Consider the following 18,576-nt stretch of genomic DNA (forward strand, 5'->3'; position numbering starts at 1 on the left):
TGTTCACGCCTTGTTCTTGCGAATAGGAAGGAACTCTGCTACCCTTAATTGTGCAAGAGGGCAGGCATGGTTCAGCGGGTTTCTACCGTCGCCTTTGAGGGGATCGAGGCCCGCGCGGTCGACGTGCAGGTGCAGGTCGCGCCCGGCCTGCCCGCCTTTGCCATCGTCGGCCTGCCGGACAAGGCGGTGTCGGAGGCACGGGAACGCGTCCGCTCGGCGCTGATCGCCTCGGGGCTGGCGCTGCCGGCGCGGCGGATCATCGTCAATCTCGCGCCCGCCGACCTGCCCAAGGAGGGCAGCCATTACGACCTGCCGATCGAGCTCGGGCTGATGGCGGCGATCGGCGCGATACCGCCGGATGCCCTGACCGGTTTTACCGTTCTCGGCGAGCTCGGTCTTGACGGCTCGATCGCGCCGGTAGCCGGCGTGCTTCCCGCCGCGATCGGCGCCAATGTGCGCGAGGAGGGCTTGATCTGTCCGGCGGCCTGCGGCTCGGAAGCGGCGTGGGCAAGCCCGGACATCCAGATCATCGCGGCCCAATCGCTCATCCAGATCGCCAACCATTTCAAGGGCACGCAGGTGCTGTCGCGGCCCACGCCGCGCGTGCGCGAGGTCGCCGCCTCCCCGCTCGACCTGCGCGACATCAAGGGCCAGGAGAGCGCCAAGCGCGCGCTGGAGATCGCGGCCGCCGGCGGACATCACCTGCTCATGATCGGCGCACCCGGTGCCGGCAAGTCGATGCTGGCGGCGCGGCTGCCTTCGATCCTGCCGCCGCTGTCGCCGGGCGAACTGCTCGAAGTCTCCATGATCGCCTCCGTTGCCGGCGAGATCGAGGGCGGCGCGCTCACCGCGCGGCGGCCGTTCCGCTCGCCGCATCATTCCGCGAGCATGGCCGCGCTCACCGGCGGCGGCATGCGCGCAAAGCCCGGCGAGATCTCGCTTGCGCATCAGGGCGTGCTGTTCCTCGACGAGTTGCCCGAATTCGATCCGCGCGTGCTGGATTCGCTGCGCCAGCCGCTGGAGAACGGCGAGGTCTCCGTCTCCCGCGCCAATCATCGCGTGACTTATCCGGCGCGCTTCATGCTGGTCGCGGCGATGAATCCGTGCCGCTGCGGCCATGCGTTCGAGCCCGGCTATGCCTGCAAGCGCGGCCGCATCGATCGCTGCACCGGCGACTACCAGGCGCGCATCTCCGGTCCGCTGATGGACCGGATCGATTTGCGCATCGAGGTTCCCGCGGTGACCGCAGCCGATCTGATCCTGCCGCCGCCGGCAGAGGGCTCGGCGGAAGTCGCCGTGCGCGTGGCAGCCGCGCGCGACATCCAGCTCGCGCGTTACGCGGATGCGGGCCTGCCGCATGTTCGCACCAATGCCGAGGCGCCGGCCTCGGTGTTGGAAGACGTCGCCAAGCCGGATGCGCAAGGCGCCAAATTGCTGCGCGACGCCGCCGAGACCATGCGGCTGTCGGCGCGCGGCTATCACCGCGTGCTGCGCGTGGCGCGCACGCTCGCCGATCTCGACGGCGCCGACAAGATCGGTCGGCTGCATCTCGCCGAGGCGCTGTCCTACCGCGCACTCGCGGAGGATGTGCGGCAGATGGCCTGATCCTTCCGCGCATCAACCCGGCGGTAACGAGTTTCCTTTACGCTCTGCAAACCATAAGGCCCAAGCGTTCCCCTATGAGTTCCACACAGGGCCCGGGCGAGTAGAGTGTAATGTTGCGTTTCAAGATCCTGGCCTCGGTTGTTCCCCTGCTGGCGGCCGCGGTGTTCGCCCGCGGCGAGATCGGATCGGTCTCGCACCCCTGCATCGCGCTGGGCGAGACTTCAGTCGAGCTGACATCCCTGTTCTGGACGGCCGGCGTCCATGTCGCCTTCACCGACGATCTGTCGCGGGCCACGGTGCGGGTTCAGATCACCGACGATCCGGACGCGGCGGACTTCGCGGTCGTGGACGACGGTCTCGGCTCCGAAACGGATTCCTGTCAGGCCAATCCGGCGACGCGCCTCGTCACGATTGCCACGGAGCCGGTCGACGGCGGCCCGGTGATTTACCTGTCCACCGACGGGCCAGCCGATTACCGCATCTATGTGCGCTCGAAGACGTTTTCGCAGCGCGAGGCCGCGGCGCTGATCGTCGGTGCCAATGGCGGCCACCGCCCGCTCCCGCTCCAGGCCGCCTCGCTCTGAAGCGTTAACACCTCGTCAACCCTGTTTGGAGGCCGAACCAAAGCCTCAAGCTGTTCGCAAGGTCGGCGAGACATCGTCGCAATTGGCGACGCGGGGTTTCGGAGCAAGAGTCGGGGTCGATGGCGATGGATCGGACGTTCCGGATCAAGGTGCGCATGCGCCGCTTCAGGCGGCAGCATCCCCGCATCGCGTTCGCGATCCGCTCCTTCATGATCTTCTCGGCAACGTTCGGCGGCGCCTATGGCTTCGTCTCCGGCAGCCGCTCCGAGAACTCCGGCTACGATCCCAATACGTTTGCGGTCGGCGCGAGCTTCCTGTTCGCGCTCGCCTGCCTCGGCCTTGCCACGCTCAGCATGCGGCTGCGCTTCGTCAACAAGCGGATGCGGAAGCTGGCCGCCCACAACGAGACGCTGATCGACCGCAATTGGGAACTGAAGGAAGCGGAAGAACGCGCGCGCAGCCTGTTCGAACAGCAGGGTGACCTGATCGTGCTGCGCGACCACCAGGGCCGCATCACCTTCGCCAATGACGCCTATTGCGCGCTCGCAGGACAGGCGCGCAACGTGCTGGTCGGCACGCGTTTCGATTTCGACGTCCTCGAGCAGGGCGACAGCGCCCGCGAAAGCAACGGCACACGCATTCACGACCAGAGGATCACCACCCCGCATGGCGCGCGCTGGATCGCCTGGCGCGAGGGCTATGTCCGTCTCGATGCCGGCCAGCCCGCCGAACTGCAGAGCGTCGGACGCGACGTCACCGACCGCACCGAGACCGAGCGCGCGCTGTCGGACGCGCGCGACCAGGCCGATGCCGCCAACCGCGCCAAGTCGCGGTTCCTGGCGATGGCCTCGCATGAGATCCGCACGCCGCTCAACGGCATCATCGGCATGGGCGGCCTGTTGCTCGACACCACGCTGACGCCGGAGCAGACGACCTATGCGAAGGCGGTGAAAACCTCCGGCGAAGCGCTGATGGCGCTGATCGAGGAACTGCTCGACTATTCCAAGATCGAGGCCGGCAAGCTCGATCTCGACCAGCGCCCGTTCGCGCTCTCGACCATGATCGAGGAGATCACCGAGCTGCTCGCGCCGCGCGCGCAGGCAAAGACGCTCGAGATCGCCGCCTATGTCGACGAGCGCCTGCCGCTCGAGGTCGTCGGCGATGCCGCGCGGTTGCGCCAGGTGCTGCTCAACCTCGCCGGCAACGCCATCAAGTTCACCGCGACCGGCGGCGTCGCGCTGATTGTCGAACCCGGCATCTGGCCGAACGAGATCAGTTTTCTGGTGCGCGACACCGGCATCGGCATCGCCCCCGAGGCGCGAACGCGCATCTTCCGCGAGTTCGAGCAGGCCGACGAGCGCGTCGCCCGCACCTATGGCGGCACCGGGCTCGGCCTTGCCATCAGCGAACGCATCGTCAAGCGCATGGGCGGCCGCATCACCCTGGAGAGCGAGCCGGGCAAGGGTTCGACCTTCGAGGTCACGATCCCGCTTCCGCCATCGCAATCCGGCGCGGGACAGACGGCGTTCCCGAGCCCTGATCTCGCCGGCAAGTCGATCCTCCTGATCGCCGACGGCATCGAGGCCTCGCTGATCGCGCGGCGGCTGGAGCGCTGGGGCGGACAGATCTGCCTCGTCTCCGATGGAGCCGTCGCAGAGGCGCTGCTGCCGGAGCGCTCATGGCATGCGGTGCTGGTCGATCGTGCGATCGGCGCCGCCATCGCCGACCATCTCGGCGAGGTCGCGCGCAAGCATGCGACGCAGCGGCTGGTGCTGCTGACGTCGAGCTCGCGCCACGAGAAATTTTCAGCTTCCTTCACCGGCTTTCTGATCAAGCCGCTGCGCGCGGCTTCGCTTGCGGCACGTCTCGCGCTGACGCCGGAGGTCGCCTCGCCCGAACTGGCACCGGAGCCGCCGGCTGCCTCCCCCGCCGGCGTCGTAACGGCAAAGGGCCTGTCGATCCTCGTCGCCGAAGACAACGAGATCAACGCGCTGCTGATGCGCTCGCTACTGACCAAGCTCGGCCACCGCGTCGTCATCGCCGTTCATGGCGAGGCGGCGCTGGAATCCTGGCTCGCGGCGTCATCCGCCGGCACGCCCTACGATCTCGTGCTGATGGACATCCAGATGCCGCAGCTCGACGGCATCGAGGCGACAAAACGCATCCGCACGCATGAGGCAGCCAAAGGCGGCCACCACACGCCGATCCTCGCGCTCACCGCCAATACGCTGGTGGAGGATCGCTATGCCTGTTTCGAGGCGGGCATGAACGGATTTCTGATCAAGCCGCTCGACCGCGACAAGCTGGACGAGGCGCTGGCCGGGCTGGCGGCGGCGCGGCATCTGGCGGTGTAGGAAGGCCTCTCCTCCGTCATTGCGAGGAGCCCTTGCGACGAAGCAATCCAGAATCCCTCCGCGGAAAGATTCTGGATTGCTTCGCTGCGCTCGCAATGACGATGTGGCTGCAGGCGTGCGCCAAGCACCGATGCCGTAGGGTGGGCAAAGCCAACGGGTCGCGCGAATGCGCGCCCGATGACAGGCTCCGCGTGCCCACCATTCACGTTCAAAATGGAGATAGACGGTGGGCACGGCGCTTCGCGCCTTTGCCCACCCTACGGCACCGCGGCCTATAGCCGTCGCAGCGCCACGCTCGCAACCGTGTGGTCGGCGCCCTTCTTCAGGATCAGCGTCGCGCGGGGGCGGGTCGGCAGGATGTTGTCCTCGAGATTGGCGAGGTTGGTGCGTTCCCAGATCGCGATCGCGGTGGCGGTGGCTTCCTCGTCCGACAGCAGCGCGTAGCGGTTGAAGTAGGATTTCGGATTGGTGAACGCGGTGTCACGCAGCGCCAGGAAGCGCTTGATGTACCATTGCCGCAGCGCCGCCTCGTCGGCGTCGATATAGACCGAGAAGTCGAAGAAGTCGGAGACGACGGGCACCGCCTTGCCGTCGCGCGGCAGCTTGCCGGTTTGCAGCACGTTGACGCCCTCGACGATCAGGATGTCGGGCTGGTCGATCTCGGCCCACTGGTTCGGCACGATGTCGTAGGTCAGATGCGAATAGACCGGCGCGCGCACGTGGCGGCGGCCGGCCTTGATGTCGGAGAGGAAGCTGAGCAGCAGCGGCAGGTCGTAGCTCTCCGGAAAGCCCTTCTTCTGCATGATGCCCTGCCGCTCCAGCACGGCGTTGGGATACAGAAATCCGTCGGTGGTGATCAGTTCGACCTTCGGACGCGGCGACCAGCGCGCCAGCAGTGCCTGAAGCACGCGGGCCGTGGTGGATTTTCCGACCGCGACCGAACCGGCGACGCCGATGATGTAGGGCATCTTGCGGTCGCGGATGTTGAGGAACTGGCGCTCCGCGTAATACAGGCGCTGCATCGCATCGACATAGATCGACAGGAGGCGCGACAGCGGCAGGTAGATGTCCTCGACCTCCTGCAAGTCCAGGCGATCGTGCAGCGAGCGCAGCCGGTCGAACTCGCCGGGCTCCAGCGTCATCGGCGTGTCGTCGCGCAATCGCGACCACTGCTCGCGCGTATAGACGCGGTACGGATTATACTGCTGCTCGGGTGCGCGGATATCCATGACGCGACCTTTCCGTTGGGATCTACTAACCCTTGCGGGACGCCTTTTCTTCCAATCCGGACATATTCGTCCGCTTGTCCAGCGCGGCCTCGACCTCCTCCAGCTTTACGCCGCGGGCCTTGAGCAGCACAAGGAAGTGATAGAGCAGGTCGGCACTTTCAGCGATCAGATGCGCGCGATCGTTTTCGACTGCTGCGATTACGGTTTCGACTGCCTCCTCGCCGAACTTCTTGGCGCAATGCTCGGCGCCCTTGTCCAGGAGCTTGCGGGTATAGGACGCCTCGCCGCCGGCCGCCGCGCGGGCGTCGATGGTGTCGGCCAGATCGTGGATCGTGAATCGCGACATCGGAATTACTCGAACAACACACAAGGCCACGGAGGCCATTCCCCGCAGGCCTATGTAGCATTTTTATGATCGGGAGTCGTCAGGCATCGAGGCGCATGGCCAGTCCGCGCCGGGCCATGTGCTCCTTGGCTTCGCGAATGGTGAATTCCCCGAAATGGAAGATCGAGGCGGCCAGCACAGCCGTGGCGTGGCCGTCGCGGATCCCGTCGACGAGATGATCGAGATTACCGACGCCGCCCGAGGCGATCACGGGAACGGGAACGCTGTCGGCGATCGCCCGGGTCAGCGGGATGTCGAAGCCCTGCCGGGTGCCGTCGCGGTCCATGGAGGTGAGCAGGATTTCACCAGCACCGAGCGAGACCACTTCCTGGGCATATTCGATGGCATCGATGCCGGTCGAGTTGCGCCCACCATGGGTGAAGATCTCCCAGCGGTCGCCGCCCGGACGCTTGACCCGCTTGGCGTCGATCGCGACCACCACGCACTGTTCGCCGAATTTCTCGGCAGCTTCCTTGACGAACTCGCGCCGCGACACCGCGGCGCTGTTGATCGAGACCTTGTCGGCGCCGGCGCGCAGCAGCGTCTTGATGTCGTCAACCTTGCGCACGCCGCCACCGACGGTCACGGGCATGAAGCAGGCCTCCGCCGTACGCCGGACCACGTCCAGCATGATGCCGCGGTTCTCGTGGGTCGCGGTGATGTCGAGAAAGGTGAGCTCGTCGGCACCGGCGGCGTCATAGGCGATCGCGGCTTCGACCGGATCGCCGGCATCGCGCAGGTCGACGAAGTTGACGCCCTTGACGACCCGGCCGTCCTTGACGTCGAGGCAGGGGATCACGCGCACCTTGAACATGTGTCAGCTCCTAGGCGGTGCGCGCGTTGCGGATCAGGGTGAGGGCGGCGGCGGGATCGAGCCGGCCGTCGTAAAGCGCGCGGCCGGCGATCGCGCCTGCGAGCTTCCTGGCGCGCGGCGTCAGCATCGCCTTGACGTCCTCGATCGAGGCGAGGCCGCCGGAGGCGATCACGGGGATGGAGATCGCATCCGCCAGCGCGATGGTCGCATCGAGATTCAGGCCCTTGAGCAGGCCATCGCGCGCGATGTCGGTGAAGATGATGGCAGCGACGCCTGCATCCTCGAAACGCTGCGCGATTTCCAGAACCGTCACCTGCGAGGTCTCGGCCCAGCCTTCGACGGCGACCTTGCCGTCGCGGGCATCGAGCCCGACCGCGACGCGGCCGGGGTATTTCCTTGCAGCCGCCTTCACCAGTTCGGGGTCGCGTACCGCGGCGGTGCCGATGATGACACGGGTGATGCCCTTGTCGAGCCAGGCTTCGACGGTCGCGAGATCACGAATGCCGCCGCCGAGCTGCACCGGGATCTTGATCGTCTTGAGCATCGCCTCGACCGCCTGCGCATTCACCGGCTTGCCGGCGAAGGCGCCGTCGAGATCGACGACGTGGAGATACTCGAAGCCCTGTTCGACAAAGCTCTGCGCCTGCGCTGCGGGATTGAGGTTGAACACGGTCGCGCGCGCCATGTCGCCTTGCTCGAGGCGCACGCACTGACCGTTCTTGAGGTCGATCGCGGGAAAGAGAATCACGGTTTCCATCGCAAAAAGTTCGAGATCAGGGCCAAGCCGAAACGCTGGCTCTTCTCGGGGTGGAATTGGGTGCCGATGGCGGTGTCCTTCGCGACGATCGCGGTGACGGGTCCACCGTAATCGGCGCGCGCGAGCACGTCCGCCTCGTTGGCGGCGTTGAGGTGGTAGGAGTGCACGAAATAGGCGTGCTGGCCCTTGGGGCCAAGCGGCAGCCTGTCCAGCACCGGATGCTCGCGCAGCATGTCGAGCGTGTTCCATCCCATGTGCGGGATCTTCAGGCTCTCGTCGCGCGGCGTGATCTTCTCGACGTCGCCGCCGACCCAGTTCAGGCCCTCGGTGATGACGTGTTCCTTGCCGCGGCTCGCCATCAGCTGCATGCCGACGCAAATACCAAAGAAGGGCCGCGCCTTGACGCGGACCGCTTCGGTGATCGCCTCGACCATGCCGTTGACGGCATCGAGCCCGCGCCGGCAATCGGCGAAGGCGCCGACGCCCGGCAGCACCAGACGGTCGGCGCCGTAGGCCTGATCCGGATCGCTGGTGACGAAGACCTTTTGCGGAATCTCCAGGCTGCGCGCGGCGCGCTCGAACGCCTTGGCGGCGGAATGCAGATTACCTGAACCGTAATCGATGATCGCGACGCTCATCTTGACCCTCCCGGTTCCGGAAACAATCCAATGATGCCGCCCGACGGCAGCGGTGGCGGATTTGAGAATTGCTGACCCGGCACGTTGCGGGTTGGCGGCGGGCCGCCGCGATCGACGGCCCATTGATCGTTGACTATGCCGCGCTGCTTCAGGCTCCAGCGCTCGAAGAAACGCCGCTCGGCGGTGTCCTCGTCGTCGGAGATGACGACGTCAAGCTGGCGCCACTTGCCGCGCGACAGTGTCCAGCGGCGCAGGCTCGAGGCCTCGAAACCCATCAGCACCGCGATGATCATATTGGCCAGGAAGATCGAGCTGCGGCCAACGCCGAGGCTATGCAGCCCTGCATCGAATGCAGCCAGGAAAATCACCCAGCCGATCAGCGCCAGCCAGAGCCTGTTCCAGAGCAGCCAGAACGGACCCAAAACCATCGCCCAGAAATGAAAACCGTCGCGCACGAAGACGAACTTGTCGGTCGCGCGCAGATCGGCTCCGGCAGGGGAGGGAGCATGAACTGTGTAGACAGGCATGGTGATGCCCCGTTCCTAGGAATTCAGTGATACCGCAAGCGGCGCGTGCCGCGGGCCGAAAGACGTCAGCCGCCGAGCGAACCCTTGGTGGACGGGATTTCGCCCACGGCCTTCGGATCGATCGCGACGGCAGTGCGCAGCGCCCGCGCCAGGCCCTTGAAGCAGGACTCGGCGATATGGTGGCTGTTATCGCCATATAGGGTCTCGACGTGGAGAGTCACGCCGGCGTTCATGGCGAAGGCCTGGAACCACTCGCGCACCAGCTCGGTATCGAACTCGCCGATCTTGTCGCGGGGGAAGTCGGCCTTGAACACCAGGAACGGACGGCCCGAGATGTCGATGACCACGCGCGACAGCGTCTCGTCCATGGGCATGTGCACGCCGGCATAGCGGGTGATGCCCGCCATGTTGCCGAGCGCCTGCTTGACCGCCTGGCCGAGCGCGATGCCGGTGTCTTCGGTGGTATGGTGATGATCAATGTGCAAATCGCCAACCGCCTTGACCGTGAGGTCGATGCGGGAATGGCGGGCGAGGAGATCGAGCATATGGTCGAAAAAGCCGATGCCGGTCGCGATATTGGACACGCCGGTGCCATCGAGGTTCACGGTGACCTCGATGTCGGTTTCCTTGGTCTTGCGCTTGATCGTCGCGGTGCGCATTGAAAAGCGGTTTCCATTCTGGTTTTGGACCGAAAACGGCGGTCTTTTAACAGCCAAATGACGCCTTCGCTACTGCGGGAACGGCTGGCCGGGCCTCTACTTCTGCCTATGGTGAGCGAAATGGGCCCGGAGCGGCCCGTTGTACGGTCGGTCCCGACCGCCTAAATCAGGTCCGACAACGAGGTATTTGATGCAGGACTCCCAGAACAGCGCGCCGGGCTGGCACGGCACCACGATTTTGACGGTCCGCAAGGGCGGCAAGGTGGTGATCGGCGGCGACGGCCAGGTCTCGATCGGCCAGACCGTGATCAAGTCCAACGCCAAGAAGGTGCGAAAACTCGGCAAGGGCGACGTCATCGGCGGCTTTGCCGGCGCCACGGCTGACGCCTTCACGCTCTTTGAGCGGCTCGAATCCAAGCTCGAGCAGTATCCGGGGCAGCTGACCCGGGCCGCGGTGGAGCTCGCCAAGGACTGGCGGACCGACCGCTATCTGCGCCGCCTGGAGGCCATGATGATCGTGGCCGACAAGGACGTCTCCCTGGTCCTGACCGGCACCGGCGACGTGCTGGAGCCCGAGGCCGGGGTCATGGCGATCGGCTCCGGCGGCAATTACGCCCTGGCCGCCGCGCGGGCCTTGATCGACACCGACAAGGATGCCGAGACCATCGTCCGCCGCTCCCTCGATATCGCCGCCGACATCTGCGTCTACACCAACCGCAATCTGACCATCGAAAGCCTGGCGACCGGCTAGGCAAGACCGAACAGGACATGGCGCCCGCCTACACCTTCCGCCCGATGAGCACGGCCGATTTGCCGCTGATCCGGCGGTGGCTGGGTGAGGCGCATGTGCGGGAATGGTGGGGCGATCCGGACGAGCAGTTTGCGCTCGTGGGCGGCGATCTCGATGAGCCGGCGATGGACCAGTTCATCGTGTTGGCCGGCACCCACCCGTTCGGCTATCTTCAATGCTATCGCCTGACAGCCTGGAATACCGGCTTTGGGCCGCAACCGGAGGGCACCCGTGGGATCGACCAGTTCATCGGCGAAAGCGACATGATCGCGCGCGGCCACGGCTCCGCGTTCATCCGCCAGTTCGTCGACGGCCAGTTGCGGCAGGGCCTGCCACGCATTGTCACCGATCCCGATCCGCTCAACGCACGCGCCGTGCGCGCTTATGAGAAGGCCGGCTTCGTCCGCGACCGCATGGTCGAGACGCTGGACGGGACGGCGCTGCTGATGGTGCGCGAGCCGTGACGCTGACGAGCACGCACGAGAGCAAGGTCGCCGTACCGCCATTGGCCTGGGTCGGCATCGCACTGCTGCTGCTGGCGCTGCAGGCTTCGATCCTGTTCGCGATGGGGCGGGTGCCGATTTGCACCTGCGGCTATGTAAAGCTCTGGCATGGCGTGGTGAACAGCTCCGAAAATTCGCAGCACATCACCGACTGGTACACCTTCTCTCACATCCTGCATGGCTTCCTGTTCTACGGCTTGACCTGGCTGCTGTTCGCGCGCCTGCCCTTCCTACAACTGTCCTGGCCGGCACGGCTGATCGTCGCCATGCTGATCGAAGGCGCCTGGGAGATCGTCGAGAACTCACCCTTCATCATCGAACGCTACCGTGCCGGCACGATCTCGCTGGATTATTACGGCGACAGCATCGTCAATTCGGTTTCTGACAATCTGGCCATGATGCTGGGGTTCCTCGCCGCGCGCGTGCTGCCTGTACCCGTGACCGTCCTGCTCGGGCTCGCCTTCGAAATCATGCTGGCGCTTCACATTCGCGACAATCTGACGCTCAATATCCTGATGCTGATCCATCCGATCGACGCCGTGAAGCAATGGCAATCGGGTCCGCCCATCATCTGACGTAAAATGCGGCTTGTCCCGACCCGCATCTGATCCTAGCTAAGGTCCCATGACAGACTTCTCTCCCCGCGAAATCGTCTCCGAACTCGACCGTTTCATCGTCGGCCAGGCCGATGCCAAGCGCGCGGTCTCGATCGCGCTGCGCAACCGCTGGCGGCGGCAGCAGCTCTCCGGCTCCTTGCGCGAAGAGGTACTCCCGAAGAATATCTTGATGATCGGCCCCACCGGCGTCGGCAAGACGGAGATCGCGCGACGGCTCGCCAAGCTCGCGAATGCGCCGTTCCTGAAGGTGGAAGCGACGAAATTCACCGAGGTCGGCTATGTCGGCCGCGACGTCGAGCAGATCGTGCGCGATCTCGTCGAGGTCGCGATCGCCCAGGTGCGTGAGCGCAAGCGCAAGGACGTGCAGGCACGCGCGCAGCTCGCCGCCGAGGAGCGCGTGCTCGACGCGCTGGTCGGCGCCAGTTCCAGCCAGGCAACGCGCGAATCGTTCCGCAAGAAGCTGCGCGCCGGCGAGCTCAACGACAAGGAAATCGAGATCGAGACGCAGTCCTCGGGCGGCGGCATGCCGATGTTCGAAATCCCGGGCATGCCTGGCGCGCAGATGGGCGCGGTGTCGCTCGGCGACATCTTCGGCAAGCTGGGCGGGCGCAGCAAGACGCGGCGACTGACGGTGGAGAACTCGCACGAGATCCTCGTCAATGAGGAATCCGACAAGCTGCTGGATACCGACCAGCTCACGCTGGAGGCGATCAGCGCGGTCGAGAACAACGGCATCGTGTTCCTGGACGAGATCGACAAGATCTGCGCACGCGACGGCCGGGTCGGCGGCGACGTCTCGCGCGAGGGCGTGCAGCGTGACCTGTTGCCGCTGATCGAAGGCACCACGGTCTCGACCAAGCACGGCGCGGTGAAGACCGATCACATCCTGTTCATCGCGTCCGGCGCCTTCCACGTCGCGAAGCCGTCCGACCTGTTGCCCGAATTGCAGGGCCGCCTGCCGATCCGCGTCGAACTGCAGGCACTGACCCGCGACGACATGCGGCGCATCCTGACCGAGCCCGAGGCCTCGCTGATCAAGCAATATGTCGCGTTGCTGCAGACCGAGGGCGTGACGCTCGACATCACCGCCGACGCCATCGACGCGCTGGCCGACGTCGCGGTCGCCGTCAATTCCACCGTCGAGAACATCGGCGCGCGGCGGCTCCAGACCGTGATGGAACGGGTGCTGGACGAAATCTCCTTCACCGCCCCCGACCGCAGCGGCGAGACCGTCAAGGTCGATGCGGATTTCGTGCAGAAGCACGTCGGCGACCTCGCCAAGAACGCCGATCTGAGCCGGTTCATTTTGTAATTCGGCTGCGGTCAGCTATCTATCCCGCCGTCGTCCCCGCGAAAGCGGGGACCCATACTCCCCGGCGGTTCTTGTTGGAAAAGATAGCGGCTCCAGCCTTGGCTCAAACGACATCCTGTGGTTATGGGTCCCGGGTCGCGCGGAGCCTGTCATCGGGCCGCGCTTTGCGCGGACCCGGTGGCTTGCCCGGGACGACAGCGGGGGCTGCTCGCACCACTTCAGGTGCGGCGTGACCGCACGCATCCTGCAAAATCCCTGGCGTCTCCTGCTCGCGATCAACGCGGCGGTCATCGTCGGCGTGTTCGTCCACAAGATCCAGCTGCCGCCTTACGTCCCCTACATACACCTCCTCGTCGACTATCATTTCGGCTTCATCAAGCGCGCACTGATCGGCGCCATCGTCGCGCTGTTCACGGACAAGGTGCCGGTTTGGCTGGTGTTCGCGCTCGGCGGAGCGATGTGGCTGGTGACGCTGGGGCTGTACGCCAGATTATTTCAGAAAACGATCGGCTTCACCGCGAAGACGCTGCCGCTGTTCGTCTTCATCGCGGGCTCGCCATTCTTTCTCAAGAACTTCATGCACACGCTCGGCCATTTCGACATCTATGGCTGCGCACTGGCGATCATCCTGCTGCTGATGCCGGCAGGCTCCTTGCTGTTCGTCGCAACAGCCGCGCTGTTCGCGATCGTCCTCGTGCTGATCCACCACATTCATCTGCTGATGTATGTACCGACGATCATCACCATCGTCGTGATCAGGCACTACCTCGCGCATGGCGTCACCAGAGCGAATGTCGCGTTCGGTTTGGTCGCATTGCTTGGCGTGAGCGCGCTGTTCTTCGCGGCGCAATTCCTGGGAACGATGCCGATCCCGGAAGCGGATTTCGTTGCCTACCTGAAGACCCGGATGGCTGATCCGGCGCGGACCGACCTGCTGCAATTCGCCTACATCTGGTACCAGCCGCTGGCGAAGGAGGTTTCGGATACCTGGGGCCGCCTGCCGCACAACATCCTCGGCGTGCCGGTGTTTGCCCTGCTGATCTGGCTGCACACGCCACTCTGGCGCTGTTTTGCCGGCCTGATCGGCGCGCTCGCGAACGACCTGCACCGGCACCTCGTCATCGCGGCGCTGATCGGCATCAGCCTCGCCTATCTCGTGATGTTCGCGATGGTGTTCGACTATTCGCGCTGGATCTCGAACTGGGCGGTCTGCATGTTCCTGATCCTGCACGCGGTGAAGATGCTGCCGGCCAAATACAATGCACCGCTGATCGCGTCGGAGGATCAGAGGACAAATATCTTCGGCCTGATCCTCACGCTGATCCCGCGCGTCGGAATCGTCCGGCCGTTCTAATACCTCGCCCGGCGTATCCGCACATAGAGCGCGCCCTCGCCGCCATGGCCGATATGCGCCTCCTCGAAGCCGACGACGAAGCCGCGGAATTCCGGCAGGCTCAGCCATTCCGGCACCTGGCGGCGGAGCACGCCGCTTTCGCCGCCGCTCCGTCCCTTGCCGGTGATGACGAGCACGAAGGTCAGGCCGTCGTGATGGGCGCGGTGCAGGAAGCCGGTCAGGGCCCGGTGGGCGCGTATCTGGGTCATGCCGTGCAGATCGAGCCGCGCCTCGATCTCGCTGCGGCCGCGCGACAATTTTATGCGCTCGCGCTTGCCCAGCGGTGCCAGCGGCGGCATGGCCGGCTTTGCCACGCGCACAGCCGGCGCGGCAGCGATCGGCCGTGGTGATGGCGCAGATCGCGTAGCCGGCGCTGCCAGTGAAGGCTCGGTGCGCGGCGGGGCGTGTGTCTTTGCCGCGCGATGCTTCCGCAGCGGCTTGACCTGTTTTGCGACCGCATCCCACAGCGCGCGCTCCTCCTCGCTCAGCGCACGGCGGCGCGGCGAGGGACGAGGCTCCAGCACGGGCGGACGGGACGATCGCTTCATTGCTGTCGATGGGGACGATTCTTGACCGGCCGCCGCGGCTCCTGAACGGGCTCTATCACGGGACGCGGCACCGGCAACGGGACCGGATTGGCAACGGCGACGTTCTCACCTTTACCTTGTGCCACGGCTGCGGCCGGAGCCGCCGGCTTGGTCTGATCCTTGGGCGAATCGGTCTGCGGAAACAGCCTTGCGATCTTCTCCGAGGGACGCGGGTCCGGCACCGGCAATTTCGCGGCGCGCACCGTGGGATCGAGGCCCTTCGGTACCAACATGACGAAGTGCATGGGATGGCGCAGCCGTCCCGAGACACGGCCGGCGTCCGCGCCGGCGCCGAAATAGAGATCGGCGCGCGCGGGGCCGATGATGGCCGAGCCGGTGTCCTGCGCGATCATCAGCCGGTGGAACGGCGTCTTGGAGCGTTCGGAATCGATCGGCAGCTCGCCCTCGATGAAGAACGGCGTGCCGTAGACGTGCAGCGCCTTGTCGACCGCGATCGAGCGGCCGGCAGTCAGCGGAATGCCCTGCGCACCCACTGCTTCTTCCTTGTCGGAGAGATTGACCTCGCGGAAGAAGATGTAGGAGCGGTTCTGGCGGCGCAGTTCCTTGGCGCCATCGGGGTTCTGCGCCATCCACTCCCTGATCTTCTGCATCGACATCTCCTCCTTCGGAATGATGCCGCGCTCGATCAGGACACGGCCGACGGCCGTGTAGGGATAGCCGTTATAGGCGTCGTAATTCAGCCGGACCGTGCCGCCGTCGTCGAACTTGATCCGCGCCGAGCCCTGGATCTGGGCGAACAGCAGATCGGTCGGGTCCTTCAGCCAGGCGATCTCCAGCCCGCGGCCGGCGATCTTGCCGTCCTCGATCTCGCCACGATCGTAATAGGGCACCAGCTTGCGGCGGCCGATCTTGCGATAGACCGGGCCCTTGTTGGGCAAGCTGACCGAGTCCTGCTTGTAGCCGCGCACGAACAGGTTCGACGGGCGACGATAGACCGGCACGTTGAAGGCGTCGGTCTGCGTCCGCGATCCCTCCAGCACCGGTTCGTAATAGCCGGTGACGAAACCGTCGGGCTCGCCGAGGCGCGAGATCCGCAGCGGCGCGAAATTCTCCTCGAAGAAGGTCCTGGCTTTGCCGTCGTCGGTGAGCTCGAGCGACTTGGCGGCCCGGCAGGGCTCGCTCAGCGAGCCGCCAAGCGCCTTCGGTTCGGCCGCACCGGTCTGCGCGTTGATCGTCCGGCAGCTCGCGCGGAACGTCTTGTAGGCGGCCAGATGGTCGTCGTCGCTCCAGCCTTTCACGTCCGTCCAGGTCAGCGGCAGATATTGCGCACCGGGGATTTCGAACGGCAAAGGGAGCTGCGGATAGGGCAAGGCCCGCGGCGGGGCGGCGGCAAGTGCCGGGAGATGATGGTGATGGCTGCGATAGTGACGCCGCGCCGCCTCGGCGCCGAGCGAAAACGACGACAGCACGACGGCACCTGCGCAAAGCGCCGTCGCGCTGTTCTTCAGGAAATTCTTAATTCGCGCTTCCGGTGCCAACCAGCTTCCAGTTTGGATCGCGAGAGGTGATATCGCGGGCGAAGGTCCAGATGTCGGTGATGTCGGCGACCGTGTCCGCACTACCGTCGACGATATTGCCACTCTTGTCGCGGGTGGCCGAGATCATCTGCGAGACGAATCGTATGGTGAGCTGAGCCGTGCGGTCGCGCAGCTCGGCGCCGACGAGCTCGGCCTTGTCGATCGAGACGAAACGCGTCTCGGTCTTCTGCTCATACTTCTCGCGTTCCTTGATGGCGGCGTCGAAGCTGTCATAGACCTCCGACGACAGCAGGTCGCGCAACGCGCGGCGGTCGCCATTGGCAAAGGCCAGCACGATCATCTCATAAGCGCCGCGGGCGCCCGAGATGAAATGGCGCGGATCGAAGGTGGAATCCTTGTCGACGATGGCGTCGAGACCCTGGGCGAGCACGGTGCCCGGCTCGGTCAGGCCCTTCCAGCGATCGGAGGGCGGGGCCGGCTCGGCGGTCGGCGCCAGCGGGGCCTGGTCGATCACCTTGCCCGGCATGGTCACGACGTTCTTGTCCTGGGCACCCCCCAGCGCATTGCGGGCGGCGGTGCGGTCGAACGGCGGCCGCTCGTTACCCGTCCGCTGTCCCAGCACGCTGCGCAGCCTCAGAAAGATGAAGACCGCCAGCGCCAGGAAGATGATGGTGTAGATGTCCACGTCGTATTCGCTTTCTGGTCTTCGCTGAAAGGGGCCGTCTCGGGTCGTCGCCGGGAAAATCAATCCGGCCAGTAGACCGTTCCATACGGGAACGGCAAGTCTACATCACCATTTTAGGTCCGCGCGTCTGGTCCTCGGGATGTAGGCACGAAATCTTGCCCGGCCAATGGCGCCTTTTGGCACAGCGCCGAGTGTAGCGCGTTTTATGCTTAAGGGGAAACCCGATCCTGCCCGGAAATCGCGCATCTTCAATCGTTTAACGCGCGATTTCGTCAGGAGGGCCGGGTGAACGTCACAATTGCGGGGGCGGCGCGGATACCCGATCCGGGGCCGTTCGTCCTTGTGGAGTGAGGCGGCCCTATGTTAGCCAACCGCCGCGAAATTCAGCCCAAATCGGGTAAGGAGAGACTCTCATGACCAACGGCAACGGCACCCCTCCCGAGGCGGCCCAGGCTGCCCAGCTCAACGTTCTGGCGCAGTATATCAAGGACCTTTCGTTCGAGAATCCGAACGCACCGACCTCGCTCCAGCAGCAGGGCCAGCCGCCCCAGATCAACATCCAGATCAATGTCAGCGCCATCAATCTCAGCGAAACCGAGTTCGAGGTGACGCTGTCGGTCGAGGGCAAGGCCGAGACCGCCGGTAAGATCATGTTCTCGTTCGAGCTCGCCTATGCCGGCGTGTTCCGCATCACCAACGTGCCGAAGGAGAATTTGCATCCGCTGGTCATGATCGAGTGCCCGCGCCTGCTGTTCCCGTTCGCCCGCGAGATCATCGCGACCGCCGTGCGCGACGGCGGGTTCCCGCCCCTGATGCTGGATCCGGTCGACTTCGTCGGTCTCTATCGTCAGAACATGGAGCGGCAAATGGCCGCTCAGCAGACGAGCGGGCAGGCCTAAACAGCCGGAGGGGCGGCTGGAGCGGGCAGGAACTCGTTCCAGATCGCCTTGTCGCCGAGCGTTGCGATGAAGGCCCGATGGGCCTCGCGCTCGGCATCGGAAATCCGCGGCGCGAGCGGCACGGTCCGCTGCCGCCGCGGCACATCGCCAGCCGCATTGGCGCGAATGTCCTCGCCTTCCGAAGCGAGGAGCAATTGCGATTGCCGCGCCCCGACCAGATCGACATAAACTTCGGCCAAGAGTTCGGCGTCGAGCAGCGCGCCGTGCTTGGTGCGGTGTGAATTGTCGATCGAATAGCGCGAGCAGAGATCGTCGAGCCGGTTCGACACGCCCGGATGCTTGCGCCGCGCCAACAGCAGCGTATCGACAAGCCGCTCGCGCGGGATCGCGACACGTTTGACCTTGTCGAGCTCGGCGTTGATGAAGCCGATGTCGAACGAAGCGTTGTGGATCACCAGCGGCGCATCGCCGATGAACTCCAGAAACGGGTCGACGACCTCGTGGAACAGCGGCTTGGTCGACAGGAACTCGGCCGACAGCCCGTGCACCGCAAAGGCTTCCGCCGGCATGTCCCGTTCGGGATTGATGTAGACGTGATACGTCTGGCCCGTCGGCATGCGGTTGAAAATCTCGACGCAGCCGATTTCGACCAGACGATCGCCGCGGAGCGGATCGAGGCCGGTGGTTTCGGTGTCGAGAACGATTTCACGCATGATCTAGGAGGCCGTGTGAGGCAGCG

The 18,576-nt window shown here is 65.2% G+C and carries 20 protein-coding genes; 9 read left to right on the forward strand and 11 right to left on the reverse strand.

Annotated features, from left to right (window positions below):
• The first annotated feature begins 66 nt into the window (after positions 1–66).
• From AB7G19_RS01045 to AB7G19_RS01055, 3 genes are all read left to right on the forward strand, one after another.
• On the forward strand, positions 67–1,605 hold the full coding sequence (locus AB7G19_RS01045; protein ID WP_354077156.1) for a YifB family Mg chelatase-like AAA ATPase: 1,539 nt from the start codon (positions 67–69) through the stop codon (positions 1,603–1,605).
• 110 nt (positions 1,606–1,715) lie between these two features.
• Positions 1,716–2,189 carry a hypothetical protein gene (locus AB7G19_RS01050; RefSeq protein WP_085404962.1) on the forward strand — a complete coding sequence of 158 codons (474 nt, stop codon included), beginning with the start codon at positions 1,716–1,718 and terminating at the stop codon, positions 2,187–2,189.
• 119 nt (positions 2,190–2,308) lie between these two features.
• Positions 2,309–4,543, forward strand: a complete 2,235-nt coding sequence (locus AB7G19_RS01055) for a PAS domain-containing hybrid sensor histidine kinase/response regulator (protein ID WP_085404961.1) — start codon at positions 2,309–2,311, stop codon at positions 4,541–4,543.
• A gap of 272 nt (positions 4,544–4,815) precedes the next feature.
• Here the strand turns inward: AB7G19_RS01055 and coaA are convergent, their stop codons facing one another.
• The 7 genes from coaA to hisB form a co-directional block, all read right to left on the reverse strand.
• Positions 4,816–5,772 (reverse strand): type I pantothenate kinase, encoded by a 957-nt coding sequence (coaA, locus tag AB7G19_RS01060; protein WP_028150152.1) that lies wholly within the window; start codon positions 5,770–5,772, stop codon positions 4,816–4,818.
• 25 nt (positions 5,773–5,797) lie between these two features.
• The gene (locus AB7G19_RS01065; protein WP_028150153.1) at positions 5,798–6,118 is read right to left on the reverse strand and encodes a phosphoribosyl-ATP diphosphatase; all 321 of its coding nucleotides are present in this window, start codon (positions 6,116–6,118) and stop codon (positions 5,798–5,800) included.
• A 79-nt stretch (positions 6,119–6,197) separates the two neighbouring features.
• Positions 6,198–6,971 carry an imidazole glycerol phosphate synthase subunit HisF gene (gene hisF, locus AB7G19_RS01070; RefSeq protein WP_028150154.1) on the reverse strand — a complete coding sequence of 258 codons (774 nt, stop codon included), beginning with the start codon at positions 6,969–6,971 and terminating at the stop codon, positions 6,198–6,200.
• A gap of 10 nt (positions 6,972–6,981) precedes the next feature.
• Entirely contained in the window at positions 6,982–7,719 is a 738-nt protein-coding gene (gene hisA / locus AB7G19_RS01075) for a 1-(5-phosphoribosyl)-5-[(5-phosphoribosylamino)methylideneamino]imidazole-4-carboxamide isomerase (protein ID WP_085405102.1), read from the reverse strand.
• Positions 7,716–8,366: an imidazole glycerol phosphate synthase subunit HisH gene (gene hisH / locus AB7G19_RS01080; protein WP_085404960.1), complete on the reverse strand. Its 651-nt coding sequence runs from the start codon at positions 8,364–8,366 to the stop codon at positions 7,716–7,718. The genes hisA and hisH overlap by 4 nt, the downstream gene beginning before the upstream one ends.
• Positions 8,363–8,893, reverse strand: a complete 531-nt coding sequence (locus AB7G19_RS01085; RefSeq protein ID WP_063980268.1) for a DUF2628 domain-containing protein — start codon at positions 8,891–8,893, stop codon at positions 8,363–8,365. Before AB7G19_RS01085 ends, hisH begins: the two co-directional genes overlap by 4 nt.
• Positions 8,894–8,958: 65 nt before the next feature.
• Positions 8,959–9,552 (reverse strand): imidazoleglycerol-phosphate dehydratase HisB, encoded by a 594-nt coding sequence (gene hisB, locus AB7G19_RS01090; protein ID WP_028150158.1) that lies wholly within the window; start codon positions 9,550–9,552, stop codon positions 8,959–8,961.
• 190 nt (positions 9,553–9,742) lie between these two features.
• On the opposite strand from hisB, the gene hslV reads away from it, so the two are divergent.
• From hslV to AB7G19_RS01115, 5 genes are all read left to right on the forward strand, one after another.
• Positions 9,743–10,303, forward strand: coding sequence for an ATP-dependent protease subunit HslV (hslV, locus tag AB7G19_RS01095; RefSeq protein ID WP_028150159.1), 561 nt, complete (start codon positions 9,743–9,745; stop codon positions 10,301–10,303).
• 17 nt (positions 10,304–10,320) lie between these two features.
• Complete coding sequence (locus tag AB7G19_RS01100; protein ID WP_085404959.1) at positions 10,321–10,806, forward strand: GNAT family N-acetyltransferase; 486 nt, start codon at positions 10,321–10,323, stop codon at positions 10,804–10,806.
• Positions 10,803–11,420 carry a DUF2585 domain-containing protein gene (locus AB7G19_RS01105; RefSeq protein ID WP_085404958.1) on the forward strand — a complete coding sequence of 206 codons (618 nt, stop codon included), beginning with the start codon at positions 10,803–10,805 and terminating at the stop codon, positions 11,418–11,420. The genes AB7G19_RS01100 and AB7G19_RS01105 overlap by 4 nt, the downstream gene beginning before the upstream one ends.
• 49 nt (positions 11,421–11,469) lie before the next feature.
• Positions 11,470–12,774 (forward strand): ATP-dependent protease ATPase subunit HslU, encoded by a 1,305-nt coding sequence (gene hslU / locus AB7G19_RS01110; RefSeq protein WP_441267669.1) that lies wholly within the window; start codon positions 11,470–11,472, stop codon positions 12,772–12,774.
• Between the two features lie 229 nt (positions 12,775–13,003).
• Positions 13,004–14,128, forward strand: coding sequence for a hypothetical protein (locus tag AB7G19_RS01115; RefSeq protein WP_085404956.1), 1,125 nt, complete (start codon positions 13,004–13,006; stop codon positions 14,126–14,128).
• Here AB7G19_RS01115 and AB7G19_RS01120 read toward each other — a convergent pair.
• The 3 genes from AB7G19_RS01120 to AB7G19_RS01130 are packed head-to-tail and all read right to left on the reverse strand — an operon-like array spanning position 14,125 to position 16,938.
• Positions 14,125–14,715 carry a Smr/MutS family protein gene (locus AB7G19_RS01120; protein ID WP_085404955.1) on the reverse strand — a complete coding sequence of 197 codons (591 nt, stop codon included), beginning with the start codon at positions 14,713–14,715 and terminating at the stop codon, positions 14,125–14,127. The genes AB7G19_RS01115 and AB7G19_RS01120 overlap by 4 nt on opposite strands.
• Entirely contained in the window at positions 14,712–16,253 is a 1,542-nt protein-coding gene (gene mltA / locus AB7G19_RS01125; protein WP_085404954.1) for a murein transglycosylase A, read from the reverse strand. The genes AB7G19_RS01120 and mltA overlap by 4 nt, the downstream gene beginning before the upstream one ends.
• A complete protein-coding gene (locus tag AB7G19_RS01130) occupies positions 16,231–16,938 on the reverse strand; it encodes a Tim44/TimA family putative adaptor protein (RefSeq protein ID WP_085404953.1) in 708 nt (235 codons plus the stop codon). Before AB7G19_RS01130 ends, mltA begins: the two co-directional genes overlap by 23 nt.
• A 413-nt stretch (positions 16,939–17,351) precedes the next feature.
• Between AB7G19_RS01130 and secB the strand changes: the two genes are divergently transcribed.
• Positions 17,352–17,837 carry a protein-export chaperone SecB gene (secB, locus tag AB7G19_RS01135; protein ID WP_028150166.1) on the forward strand — a complete coding sequence of 162 codons (486 nt, stop codon included), beginning with the start codon at positions 17,352–17,354 and terminating at the stop codon, positions 17,835–17,837.
• Here the strand turns inward: secB and dnaQ are convergent.
• Complete coding sequence (gene dnaQ, locus AB7G19_RS01140; RefSeq protein WP_063985973.1) at positions 17,834–18,550, reverse strand: DNA polymerase III subunit epsilon; 717 nt, start codon at positions 18,548–18,550, stop codon at positions 17,834–17,836. The two genes, secB and dnaQ, sit on opposite strands and share 4 nt — an antisense overlap.
• Positions 18,551–18,576: the final 26 nt, after the last annotated feature.

Origin of the sequence: Bradyrhizobium sp. 215_C5_N1_1 (assembly GCF_052075935.1) — a bacterium.
Taxonomy (GTDB): domain Bacteria; phylum Pseudomonadota; class Alphaproteobacteria; order Rhizobiales; family Xanthobacteraceae; genus Bradyrhizobium; species Bradyrhizobium barranii.

What these genes read in the sequence shown, in the direction of transcription:
- dnaQ (WP_063985973.1), bottom strand. Translation starts at nt 18,550, where the DNA reads ATGCGTGAAATCGTTCTCGACACCGAAACCACCGGCCTCGATCCGCTC.
- hslV (WP_028150159.1), top strand. Translation starts at nt 9,743, where the DNA reads ATGCAGGACTCCCAGAACAGCGCGCCGGGCTGGCACGGCACCACGATT.
- AB7G19_RS01100 (WP_085404959.1), top strand. Translation starts at nt 10,321, where the DNA reads ATGGCGCCCGCCTACACCTTCCGCCCGATGAGCACGGCCGATTTGCCG.
- hisB (WP_028150158.1), bottom strand. Translation starts at nt 9,552, where the DNA reads ATGCGCACCGCGACGATCAAGCGCAAGACCAAGGAAACCGACATCGAG.
- AB7G19_RS01065 (WP_028150153.1), bottom strand. Translation starts at nt 6,118, where the DNA reads ATGTCGCGATTCACGATCCACGATCTGGCCGACACCATCGACGCCCGC.
- AB7G19_RS01050 (WP_085404962.1), top strand. Translation starts at nt 1,716, where the DNA reads ATGTTGCGTTTCAAGATCCTGGCCTCGGTTGTTCCCCTGCTGGCGGCC.
- AB7G19_RS01120 (WP_085404955.1), bottom strand. Translation starts at nt 14,715, where the DNA reads ATGAAGCGATCGTCCCGTCCGCCCGTGCTGGAGCCTCGTCCCTCGCCG.
- hisF (WP_028150154.1), bottom strand. Translation starts at nt 6,971, where the DNA reads ATGTTCAAGGTGCGCGTGATCCCCTGCCTCGACGTCAAGGACGGCCGG.
- hslU (WP_441267669.1), top strand. Translation starts at nt 11,470, where the DNA reads ATGACAGACTTCTCTCCCCGCGAAATCGTCTCCGAACTCGACCGTTTC.
- hisH (WP_085404960.1), bottom strand. Translation starts at nt 8,366, where the DNA reads ATGAGCGTCGCGATCATCGATTACGGTTCAGGTAATCTGCATTCCGCC.
- AB7G19_RS01085 (WP_063980268.1), bottom strand. Translation starts at nt 8,893, where the DNA reads ATGCCTGTCTACACAGTTCATGCTCCCTCCCCTGCCGGAGCCGATCTG.
- AB7G19_RS01055 (WP_085404961.1), top strand. Translation starts at nt 2,309, where the DNA reads ATGGCGATGGATCGGACGTTCCGGATCAAGGTGCGCATGCGCCGCTTC.
- secB (WP_028150166.1), top strand. Translation starts at nt 17,352, where the DNA reads ATGACCAACGGCAACGGCACCCCTCCCGAGGCGGCCCAGGCTGCCCAG.
- coaA (WP_028150152.1), bottom strand. Translation starts at nt 5,772, where the DNA reads ATGGATATCCGCGCACCCGAGCAGCAGTATAATCCGTACCGCGTCTAT.
- AB7G19_RS01045 (WP_354077156.1), top strand. Translation starts at nt 67, where the DNA reads ATGGTTCAGCGGGTTTCTACCGTCGCCTTTGAGGGGATCGAGGCCCGC.